A 10,945-nucleotide genomic window follows, 5' to 3' on the forward strand; every position below is an offset into this window, starting at 1 on the left:
GACCGCGCCCCTCCAGCCAACGACCGACTCGGAGCGTGCAGGATGACGGGACAGGCCAGGCCCTTCCGCTTCTCGGTGGGCATGGTGACCGCGCCGACGGACGGCCATGAGTGGCGCCGCCGGTGCCGGCGTGCCGAAGAGCTCGGTTACGACGTCATCCAGCTGCCGGACCACCTCGGGATGGCGGCCCCCTTCCCGGCCCTGGTGGCCGCAGCCTCCGTGACGGAGCGCGCCCGGCTCGGCACCTACGTCCTCAACGCCGGTTTCTGGAACCCGGCGCTCTTGGCGCGCGAGGTGGCGACGGTGGACGCGCTCACCGACGGCCGTTTGGAGCTCGGTCTGGGCGCGGGGTACGCACGGGCGGAGCACGAGCGGGCGGGGCTGGCATTCCTCGGCCCCGGCGGCCGGGTGGACCGGCTGCGCCGCACCGTCGAGGAGGTGTTGCGGCTCCTCGCGGACGAGGGGCACGCCCCCGCCGTCACCGGGCGCCCCTGTCCGCCGCTGTTGGTGGCCGGCAGCGGCGACCGCGTCCTGACCCTGGCCGCCGAGTGCGCGCAGAGCGTCGGCTTCGTCGCCGGGCGCGACACTCCGGACGGCCCGCAGCTGCTGGACGCGGCCGAGTTGGAGGAGCGGGTCGAGTTCTTCCGCGGGGCCGCGGGCGACCGGGCGGACGGCGTGGAGCTGAACCTGGTGTTCGAGGTGGTGCGGATCACCGACGACGCACTCGGCTGCGCGCAGGAGCTGCGGCACCACACTCCCGTCCTCGCCGGGCGCAGCGCCGAGGAGGTGCTGGCGCTGCCCACGGTGGCGATCGGCACGGCCCGGGAGGTCGCGGAGAAGTTGCGGGGCCACCGCGCGCGGTACGGATTCACGTACTTCTCGGTCCTCGACCCGGCCACGGAGCCCTTTGCCGGGGTCATCGCCGAGCTGCGCGGGGCATGACGCCGCTGCCCAAGGGATGCCGCTGCCCGAGGGGGGCCGCTGCCCAGGGGGTGGGAAAGCCGGTGGCACGGCCCGGGCGCCCCGTGCTTGGCTCGGGCCATGACCGACCTGCACCTGCGTACTGCCACGGCCGATGACGCCGAGACCGTCCTCGCCTTCTGGAAGGAGGCGGCCGAGGGCACGAGCATCACGGACGACGTCGAAGGCGTCATGCGCCTGATCGACCGCGACCCCGCCGCCCTCATCCTGGCCGAGACGTCCGACGGCGAGCTGGTGGGTTCGGTGATCGCCGGCTTCGACGGCTGGCGCTGCTCGCTGTACCGGCTCGCGGTCCTCCCCGCGCACCGCCGGCAGGGCATCGCGCAGGCGCTGCTCAAGGCGGCCGAGGAGCGGTTCGCCGCCGTCGGGGGGCGGCGCGGGGACGCCATGGTGCTGGAGGTGAACGAGCGTGCCCAGCGGGCGTGGGCGGCGGCCGGGTACCACCGGGAGGACCACTGGCGGCGCTGGGTGAAGCCGTACGGGACGGTCGGCGCCGCATCCGTCGGGGCCGCGCACGGGGCGTGAAGCCGGGGCCACGGCGGGAGGCCGTGGGACGGGAATGACACGATGGACCGGGCACCCCCGCGGGGCGGTGCCCGGTCCGTTCCGCTTCCGTCCCCGCCGGTCCCCCCGTCGCTACTTTGCCGATCCTTTACGATGGGGTGGATCACAGCTCCTTCCCAACGAAAGGTGTGAGCGTCCCGTCCATGGACGAGCCTCCTAGTAGCAGACCCGTCAACAGCTCCGAACGACATCGCGCGGCCCTCCCGCCCCTGCCCGATCATGGGACGGAGGTGACCCGATGACCGAAGTGCTCCTCCTCATCGTGGCGGTGCTGCTCTGCTTCGCCTGTGGCATCTTCGTCGCGGCGGAGTTCTCCCTCACCACGGTCGAGCGCAGCGACCTCGAACGTGCCGCGGCCCGTGGCGAGCGCGGCGCCGCCAGCGCCCTGAAGGCCGTGCGCGGCCTCACCTTCCAGCTCTCCGGCGCGCAGCTCGGCATCACCGTCACGAACCTGATCGTCGGCATGCTCTCCGAGCCGTCGATCGCCAAGCTCATCCGCGGCCCGGTCGAGGACCTGGGCCTCTCCCCCTCCGTCGCGTCGTCGCTCGCGCTGGTGCTCGGCACCGCGCTGTCCACGGTCGTCCTGATGGTCGTCGGCGAGCTGGTCCCCAAGAACTGGGCCATTTCGTCGCCGCTCCAGGTGGCGAAGGTGGTGGCGCCCGCGCAGCGCCTGTTCACGGCCGCGTTCAAGCCTCTGATCAGCCACCTCAACAACACCGCCAACCGCATCCTGCGCCGGCTCGGCATGGAGCCGACCGAAGAGCTGGCCTCGGCGCGCAGCCCGCAGGAGCTGGTCGCCCTCGCCCGGCACTCGGCGAAGGAGGGCGCACTGGAGGCGGACACCGCCGAGCTGTTCGTGCGCACCCTGAACCTGGCCGACCTGACCGCGGAGAACGTGATGACCCCACGGGTCCAGGTCACGGCCCTGGAGGTGCAGGCGACGGCCGAGGACGTGGCCAACGCGACCCGGGCGACCGGGCTGTCCCGCTTCCCCGTCTACCGGGGGAACCTGGACACGGTCGTCGGCATCGCCCACATCAAGGACGTGCTGGCCGTCCCGGCCGAGCTGCGTCCCCGGCTGAGCGTGTCCGAGGTGCTGCGCGAGCCGCTGCTGGTGCCCGAGACGCTGACCGTGGACCGGCTGCTCGACCAGCTCGGCGGCCGGTCGACGATGGCCGTCGTCATCGACGAGTACGGCGGTACGGCCGGCGTCGCGACGATGGAAGACATCGTCGAGGAGGTCGTCGGCGAGGTGCACGACGAGCACGACCCGCACGAGACGTCCGACCTGGCCCCCGCGGGCCGGGACGCGGACGGCCGTTCGCTGTGGTCGGCCGACGGCGCCGCCCGCACCGACCAGTTGGAGCGGGTCGGCCTCAAGGTCCCGGAGGGCCCGTACGAGACCCTCGCGGGCCTGGTCGCCACCGAACTCGGCCGGATCCCGGTCGAGGGCGACCGGATCGACCTCCAGGGGTGGCGACTGGACGTGGTGGACGCGGCCGGGCGGCGTGCCGCCCGCGTGCTGCTGCACGCGCCCCTGCCCACCGAATCCGATGAGCAGGGCCAGTCCGCCGCGAACACCGGGGAGGCCGGCCGATGATCGCCGTCCAGTTGTTGATCGGTCTGTTGACCCTGGTGGTCAACGCGTTCTTCGTCGGCGCCGAGTTCGCCCTGATCTCGGTGCGCCGCAGCCAGATCGAGCCGGAGGCCGAGGCGGGCAACCGCCGGGCCCGCAGCGTGCTGTGGGGTCTGGAGCACGTGTCGGCGCTGCTGGCCGCGGCCCAGCTCGGCATCACCCTGTGTACGTTGGTCCTCGGCATCGTCGCCGAGCCCGCCATCGCGCATCTGCTGGAGCCGGTCTTCCACTCGCTGGGCGTGCCGGAGGGGGCGATCCACCCGATCTCCTTCGTGATCGCGCTGGCCCTGGCCACGTATCTGCACATGCTCCTCGGCGAGATGGTGCCGAAGAACATCGCCCTGGCCGAGCCCACCCGCAGTGCGCTGATCCTCGGCCCGCCGCTGGTGGCGGTGGCCCGGGCGCTGCGGCCGGTGATCTTCACGATCAACGCCTTCGCCAACACTCTGCTGAAGTTGCTGCGGGTGGAGACGAAGGACGAGGTCGCGGCGACCTTCTCGGACGACGACCTCGCCCGGATGGTCGTGGACTCGGGTGACGCGGGCCTGCTGGACGGGCGCGCCACCGAGCGGCTGCGGGACGCCCTGGAGCTGGGCCGCCGCCCGGTTCGGGACGTCGTGATGCCGGCCGAGCGGGTGGTGTACGCGCAGGCGGGGACCACCCCGGAGCAGTTGGAGCAGCTCTCCGCGGAATCCGGGTTCTCCCGCTTCCCGGTGATCGACTCCAGTCGCACCATCCTCGGCTACCTGCACGTGAAGGACGCCCTGGACGCGGCGCCGCGGGACGTGGCCTTCCCGGTCGCGGCCATGCGGCCGATCGCCCGGGTCCGCGCGGTCACGCCGCTGGACGACGTGCTCACGGCGATGCAGCGCAGCCGGACCCACCTGGCCGCGGTCCTCAACGAGGACGGCACGCCGGAGGGCCTGGTGACCATGGAGGACGTGCTGCGGGAGCTGGTGGGCCGGTCGGACTGACCCGTACCGCCGCGGCCTTCGCCGACGTGCCAAAGCGGCCCGTTCCGCACCCCTTCGCGGGGTGCGGGGCGGGCCGCTCGCTCGTGTGGGGCCCGTGCGGTACGCACCGGTAGGATCGATCGACCATGGCGCAGATCAACGACTTCACCAGCTTCGTCGCAGTGGGCGACTCGTTCACCGAGGGCATGTCCGACCTGCTGCCCGACGGCTCCTACCGCGGCTGGGCCGATCTCCTGGCCGCCCGCCTCGCCGCCGGATCACCCGGGTTCCGCTACGCGAACCTCGCCGTGCGCGGCAAGCTCATCGGGCAGATCGTGGCGGACCAGGTCGGTGTCGCGGCCGGGATGCGGGCGGACCTGGTGACGCTGGTGGGCGGTCTGAACGACGTGCTGCGGCCCCGGGTCGACATGGGCCGGGTCTGCGGGCTGCTGGAGGAGGCCGTGGAAACGCTCGCGCCCGCCTGTCGACAGCTGGTGCTGATGCGCAGCCCCGGGCGGCAAGGCCGGGTGCTCGACATGGGCCGCCCCCGGATGGAGGAGCTGTTCGCCCACATCGAGGTGCTGGCCGAGCGGCACGGCGCGGTGGTGGTGGACCTGTACGGGGCGCCGGCGCTGGGCGACCGGCGGATGTGGGACGCGGACCGGCTGCATCTGACGGCCGAGGGGCACCGCAGGGTGGCCGAGGCGGTCTGGCAGTCCCTCGGTCTCGCGGCGCAGGAGGACTGGGGCGCCCCGCTGCCGGCTGCGGTGCCGCCCGCGTGGCTGGTGCGCCGGACGGACGACGCACGCTTCGCCCGGCGCCATCTGGGCCCCTGGATCGGGCGCCGCTTGACGGGCCGCTCATCGGGCGACGGCCGACCGGCCAAGCGCCCCGACCTCCTCCCGTACGACCCACCGCCGGCGCGGTAGCCCCCGGCGGCGGACGCGGTTTCGCCGTGCGGCGCGCTGTGCTGCGGTGTCTGCGGCCCGTCTGTGGCTTGTCGCGCAGTTCCCCGCGCCCCTGTTTCGCTTCCCCCGTCATTCTTCTGCGGGCTGGAGAACGGGTTCTAGCGGCGCGGGGAACTGCGCGAGCAACCACGACGCACCCGCACATGCCCGCGCCCCCCGCAGGGAAACCTCGGCCTGGAGGATCGCACAACCGGGGCCGGCGCGCTGGCCTGCGTAAATCGACAGTAGAATGCGGCCACGTGACTGCTGTGTCTGCGAAGCCCCGCATCCCGAACGTCCTGGCCGGCCGCTACGCCTCCGCCGAGCTGGCCTCCCTGTGGTCCCCCGAGCAGAAGGTGGTGCTGGAGCGCCGGCTCTGGCTCGCTGTGCTGCGCGCCCAGAGCGACCTGGGGGTCGAAGTCCCCGCGGCGGCCCTCGCCGACTACGAGCGCGTGCTCGACCGGGTCGACCTGGCGTCCATCGCCGAGCGCGAGAAGGTCACCCGGCACGACGTGAAGGCGCGGATCGAGGAGTTCAACGCGCTCGCCGGGCACGAGCAGGTCCACAAGGGCATGACGTCCCGGGACCTGACGGAGAACGTGGAGCAGTTGCAGATCCGGCTCTCCCTTGAGCTGGTGCGCGACCGCACCGTTGCGGTGCTCGCCCGGCTCGCCCGCCTCGCGGCCGACCACGCCGAGCTGGTGATGGCGGGCCGTTCGCACAACGTCGCCGCCCAGGCCACCACCCTCGGCAAGCGCTTCGCGACGGCGACCGACGAACTGCTGGTGGCCTTCGGGCGGCTGGAGGAGCTGATCGCGCGCTATCCGCTGCGCGGCATCAAGGGCCCGGTCGGCACGGCGCAGGACATGTTGGACCTGCTCGGCGGGGACGCGGCGAAGCTGGCCGAGCTGGAGCAGCGGGTCGCCGGTCACCTGGGCTTCGAGCGGGCGTTCACCTCGGTCGGCCAGGTCTATCCGCGCTCCTTGGACTACGACGTCGTCTCGGCCCTGGTGCAGCTGGCCGCGGCGCCCTCGTCGCTGGCCAAGACGATCCGGCTGATGGCCGGCCACGAGCTGGTGACCGAGGGCTTCAAGCCCGGCCAGGTCGGCTCGTCCGCCATGCCGCACAAGATGAACACCCGCTCCTGCGAGCGGGTCAACGGCCTGATGGTGATCCTGCGCGGCTACGCCTCGATGACGGGCGAACTCGCCGGCGACCAGTGGAACGAGGGCGACGTGTCGTGCTCGGTGGTGCGCCGGGTGGCGCTGCCGGACGCGTTCTTCGCGCTGGACGGGCTGCTGGAGACCTTCCTCACCGTCCTCGACGAGTTCGGCGCGTTCCCCGCGGTCGTCGCCCGCGAGCTGGACCGCTACCTGCCGTTCCTGGCCACCACCAAGGTGCTGATGGGTGCGGTGCGGGCCGGGGTGGGCCGGGAGGTGGCGCACGAGGCCATCAAGGAGAACGCGGTGGCCGCCGCGCTCGCCATGCGCGAGCAGGGCGTCGAACGCAACGAGCTGCTCGACAAGCTGGCGGCGGACGAGCGCATTCCGCTGGACCGGGCGGAGCTGGCCGACCTGATGGCCGACAAGCTGTCCTTCACGGGTGCCGCGGCCGACCAGGTCGCCGCGGTGGTCCGGGCCGTCGAGGAGGTCGTCGAGCGGCATCCGGCCGCCGCCGGCTACGCCCCCGGCGCGATCCTCTGATCCGGATCCGCCGGTGTCGTCCCTGCCGCCGCCCGAAGAGCTGCGGGCCGCCCGCGACGGCGTCATCGACGACGTCGCGGCGCCGGGGCTCTCCGTGCTGTTCTGCGGGATCAACCCGAGCCTGATGTCGGCGGTGACGGGCCACCACTTCGCCCGCCCCGGCAACCGCTTCTGGCCGGTGCTGCACCTGTCGGGGTTCACGCCCCGGCAGCTGCGGCCGGCCGAGCAGCGCGAGCTGCTGACGTACGGCCTCGGCATCACCAACGTGGTGGCGCGGGCGACGGCGCGCGCCGACGAGGTGAGCGCCGAGGAGTTCCGCGAGGGCGGTCGGCTGCTGGCGGCGAAGGTGGCGCGGCTGCGGCCGACGTGGCTCGCGGTCGTCGGCGTCACCGCGTACCGCACCGCCTTCGAGGAGCCCAAGGCCCGCATCGGACCGCAGGAGCGGACGATCGGCGGGACGCGGATCTGGGCGCTGCCGAATCCGAGCGGTCTGAACGCGCACTGGACGGCGCAGACGATGGCCGAGGAGTACGCACGACTGCGCCAGGACTCCCGGTGAGCCCGGCGGCCGGGGCGGGCCGGGCGAACCCGAGCGCCCCGACGGGTCCCGTCGATCACGCCCTGCTCGTGCGCCCCGCGCGGCCAGCGAGTACCATCCGGCAGACGATATGCCCGGGCTGTTCGAGCCGGGGCTGGAAGGGCACACGGTGGGGCGGCTGACCGGCGGAGACCCGTCCTTGTTGCGGCGGATCAACTCCGCGGTGGTACTCCATGCGCTGCGGGACTCGGGCTCCCCCACGCTCACGGACCTGACCCGGTTGACGGGGTTGTCCCGTCCCACGGTCGAGGGCGTGGTGGAAGGTCTCATCGAGGCGGGACTGGTGGCCGAGAGCGTGCCGGAGGAGGGCGGCGCCCGCCGTCAGGGCCGCCCCGCCCGCCGGTTCCGGTTCCGGGTCGAGGCGGGCCACCTGCTGGGCATCGAGATCGGCCCGCACCGCGTCGCGGCGCTCGTCTCCGGACTGGACGGCCGCATCATCGGCGCCGCGTCCCGGGAGGTGTCGGAGACGGCGTCGGCCGACGACCGGCTGGACCGGGTCCGGGTGGTGATCGCGGACGTGCTGCGGCGCACCGGGGTCTCGCGGAACAACCTGCGGGCGGTGGGGGTCGGTTCCCCCGGGATCGTCGAGGCCGACGGCACGGTGCGGCTGGGGGTGGCGCTCCCGGGCTGGACGGGGCTCGCGCTCGGCCAGCGCCTCCAGCGCTCCTTCCGCTGCCCGGTGCTGGTGGAGAACGACGCGAACGCCGCGGCCGTCGCCGAGCACTGGAAGGGCGTCGCGAAGGACTGCAACGACGTCGTCTTCGTCCTGGCGGGACTCAGTCCCGGCGCGGGCTCCCTGATAGGGGGGCGGCTGCACCGCGGCTTCGGCGGCGCGGCGGGCGAGATCGGCGCGCTGCACCTGCTGGGCCGCGAATCGCGGCCCGAGACGCTGCTGTCGACCACGGACCAGGCCCTGCGCCCGCTCGACGAGCACGCCGTCGCGGAGGTCTTCACGCTGGCCAAGGGCGGTGACGCCCGGGCACAGGCCGCCGTCGACCGGTTCATCCAGCGCCTGGTGCACGACGTGGCCGCGCTCGTCCTCGCCCTCGATCCGGAGCTGGTCGTCATCGGCGGCTGGGCGGCAGGGCTCGACGGGCTGCTGGAGCCGCTGCGCAGCGAACTGGAGCAGTACTGCCTGCGCCCGCCACGGGTGGTGCTCTCGCTGCTGAGGGAGGCCGCGGTGGCGACGGGCGCCCTGCGGATAGCGCTCGACCACGTCGAGGAGGAGCTGTTCGCGGTGGAGGGCAGGGCGTCGGCGCGGGGCTGAGCCGGACCGCGCCGTACGCAACCGGGACCGCACACGCGAAGCCGCCCCTGGGGAGTCGTCTCCCGCGGGGCGGCTTCGGCGTTCGACGGGCGGTCGGGGGACACTGCCCGGCGCACGTCAGGAGGCGCGGCGCTCCTCGCCGTGCGCGTGCACGTCGGCGTCGTGGTGGCTTATGCGTACGTCGCCCGAGTCCCCGAAGGTCAGCCGGCAGGTGTCCGCGCGGTAGGTGGCGACGGAGACCGCGACCGTACGGCCCGCGGAGAAGTACCGGGTGGTGACCACGAGGACGGGGGCGCCGGGCAGCCGGTCCAGCTCCCGCGCGTCGTCGGCCCGGGCCGAGCCCAACTCGACCGCGCGGTCCTGCCCTTCGAGGTTGAGGCGCTGGAGTTCGCGCACGACGCGGCGCGCGCGGGCCTCGCCGGAGGGGGCGTCTATGGCCGAGAGCTCGGGGACGGACGCGGCCGGCACGTACAGCAGCTCGGCTGCGAGCGGCTGGCCGTGGGAGGTGCGCAGTCGGCGCAGGGCGTACGTCTTCTCGCCGGGCGCGGCCCCGAGCGCGCGGGCGACGGCGGCCGGCGGGGTCGCCGTGTCGCAGTCGAACGCCTGCCAGCCGTCGTGCGCGGTGGCGCCGGGCCAGGCGTGCTGCGTGGTGGAGACGTCCACGCCCTGGCGCGGAGGGGCGACCGTCGTCCCGACGCCGCGGCGGCGCTGGAGACGGCCCTCCAGTTCGAGTTGTTCCAGCGCCTGGCGCAGCGTGGCGCGGGCGACGCCGAAACGAGCGGCCAGATCACGCTCGTTGGGCAGGATCTCCCCCACCGTGAAGTCGGAGTCGAGCGCTTCCCCGATCACGTTCTTCAGCTGCCAGTACTTGGGCTCCGGCACAGATTCCAGCTGCGTGGTCCCCACCCTGATCCTCCGCAATCGCCGTGTTGGCGGCGGCTATTCCGCGCCTTTGTTTTTTAAAGGTTCCTGCACTATCCCTGCCGACCATAGGGCGGGTCGGAACCTTGGTCAAGACCAATCCTGCTCCGGTCACGCTCTGAAGTCGACCGTATCCGCTGAGCGTTCACGAGCTGTTAGCACCGCGGTGAAAGAGATGAACAACACCGTGCGGAGGTTTCCGGACAGCCGGATTGGCTTGCGGCCGAAACCTCCGACGGCGGGCGACGGCCTTGGGAGGCGGGGAGGCAGTGCCGGGGCGGGGTCTTAGAGCCGGTGGGCGGCGGAGTCCGTCATGCCTCCGAGCTTGTCGGGGTTGCGGACCAGGTAGACGCAGGCGACCCGGCCCTCGACGAGACCCAGTTGCAGCACCAGGTCGGGTGCGCCGGCCGACAGCACGAGCACGGTGGGGGCGCCGTTGGCCTCCACGATCCGCACCTCCATGTCCGGCAGTTGGTCCGTGCCCACGGCCGCGAGGAAGCGGGCGACCTTGTCCCCGCCCTCGATGATCCGCAGCGGCGCCTTCGACTTGCCGCCGCTGTCGCCGACGAGTCGGGCGTCGGGCGCGAGGAGGCAGAGCAGTCCGTTGAGGTCACCGCCGGAGGCCGCGGCGAGGAAGCGTTCCGTCACGGCCCGGGCCTCGACGGGGTCGGTGTCGTAGCGGGGCCTGCGCTCGGCGACGTGCTTGCGGGCCCGGCTGGCGAGTTGGCGCACGGCCGGCTCGGACCGCTCCAGCGCGGCGGCGATCTCCTCGTACGGGAAGCCGAACGCCTCCCGCAGCACGAACACCGCGCGTTCGGCCGGGGACAGCGACTCCAGCACGACGAGGACGGCGAAGGAGACGGTGTCGGTGAGGACGGCGCGCTCGGCGACGTCGGGGGCGGCGGGCGCCGTGTCCGTCGCGCCCGCCACCAGGGCGGCGCCGCCGGTGGCGACCGGCTCGGGCAGCCAGGGCCCCACGTACGTCTCGCGCCGGGCGGAGAGTTGGCGCAGCCGGTCGAGGGCGAGGCGGGTGGCGACGCGTACGAGGTAGGCGCGCGGCTCCCGGACGTCGCCGCGGTCGGCGGCGGACCAGCGCAGCCAGGCGTCCTGGACGACGTCCTCGGCGTCCGCGAACCGACCCAGCATCCGATAGGCCACCCCTGTCAGGAGGGGGCGGTGCTCTTCGAAGGTCTCGGTCAGCAGTTCACTCGCCACACCGCCATCCCAACGGATGGGGCACCGGAATGTCCAGGAGATTGCGTCCGTGGCGGGGTGGCGGGGGCGGGCACAACGCCCCGGGGGAGCGGCCGGGGGGCCGGCCCGCGCCCGGCGGGGCCCCCCCCCACAGTTGGGGCGGTTGGGGGGGGGGGGGCGC

General features: G+C 73.4%; 10 protein-coding genes. 8 read left to right on the forward strand and 2 right to left on the reverse strand.

The annotated features are described in order from the left end of the window. The first annotated feature begins 42 nt into the window (after window positions 1-42). The 8 genes from ABZ842_RS34090 (at window position 43) to ABZ842_RS34125 (ending at window position 8,649) form a co-directional block, all read left to right on the forward strand. Complete coding sequence (locus ABZ842_RS34090) at window positions 43-942, forward strand: TIGR03621 family F420-dependent LLM class oxidoreductase (protein ID WP_361545930.1); 900 nt, start codon at window positions 43-45, stop codon at window positions 940-942. Between the two features lie 99 nt (window positions 943-1,041). Beyond that, window positions 1,042-1,506 carry a GNAT family N-acetyltransferase gene (locus tag ABZ842_RS34095; protein WP_361545933.1) on the forward strand — a complete coding sequence of 155 codons (465 nt, stop codon included), beginning with the start codon at window positions 1,042-1,044 and terminating at the stop codon, window positions 1,504-1,506. Window positions 1,507-1,783: 277 nt separating this feature from the next. Further along, the gene (locus ABZ842_RS34100) at window positions 1,784-3,145 is read left to right on the forward strand and encodes a hemolysin family protein (protein WP_361545935.1); all 1,362 of its coding nucleotides are present in this window, start codon (window positions 1,784-1,786) and stop codon (window positions 3,143-3,145) included. Then, on the forward strand, window positions 3,142-4,155 hold the full coding sequence (locus tag ABZ842_RS34105) for a hemolysin family protein (protein WP_361545938.1): 1,014 nt from the start codon (window positions 3,142-3,144) through the stop codon (window positions 4,153-4,155). Before ABZ842_RS34100 ends, ABZ842_RS34105 begins: the two co-directional genes overlap by 4 nt. A 125-nt stretch (window positions 4,156-4,280) precedes the next feature. Then, a complete protein-coding gene (locus ABZ842_RS34110) occupies window positions 4,281-5,063 on the forward strand; it encodes an SGNH/GDSL hydrolase family protein (protein ID WP_361545941.1) in 783 nt (260 codons plus the stop codon). A 287-nt stretch (window positions 5,064-5,350) separates the two neighbouring features. Further along, window positions 5,351-6,784 carry an adenylosuccinate lyase gene (gene purB / locus ABZ842_RS34115; protein WP_361545962.1) on the forward strand — a complete coding sequence of 478 codons (1,434 nt, stop codon included), beginning with the start codon at window positions 5,351-5,353 and terminating at the stop codon, window positions 6,782-6,784. Between the two features lie 13 nt (window positions 6,785-6,797). Then, window positions 6,798-7,343 carry a G/U mismatch-specific DNA glycosylase gene (gene mug / locus ABZ842_RS34120; RefSeq protein WP_361545944.1) on the forward strand — a complete coding sequence of 182 codons (546 nt, stop codon included), beginning with the start codon at window positions 6,798-6,800 and terminating at the stop codon, window positions 7,341-7,343. 148 nt (window positions 7,344-7,491) lie between these two features. Then, entirely contained in the window at window positions 7,492-8,649 is a 1,158-nt protein-coding gene (locus ABZ842_RS34125) for an ROK family transcriptional regulator (protein WP_361545965.1), read from the forward strand. Between the two features lie 117 nt (window positions 8,650-8,766). Here the strand turns inward: ABZ842_RS34125 and ABZ842_RS34130 are convergent, their stop codons facing one another. Beyond that, complete coding sequence (locus ABZ842_RS34130; protein ID WP_361545947.1) at window positions 8,767-9,555, reverse strand: GntR family transcriptional regulator; 789 nt, start codon at window positions 9,553-9,555, stop codon at window positions 8,767-8,769. Window positions 9,556-9,855: 300 nt separating this feature from the next. Then, a complete protein-coding gene (gene sigJ / locus ABZ842_RS34135) occupies window positions 9,856-10,785 on the reverse strand; it encodes an RNA polymerase sigma factor SigJ (protein ID WP_361545950.1) in 930 nt (309 codons plus the stop codon). Between the last annotated feature and the right edge of the window lie 160 nt (window positions 10,786-10,945).

Source organism: Streptomyces sp. NPDC047315 (assembly GCF_040643215.1).
Classification (GTDB): domain Bacteria; phylum Actinomycetota; class Actinomycetes; order Streptomycetales; family Streptomycetaceae; genus Streptomyces.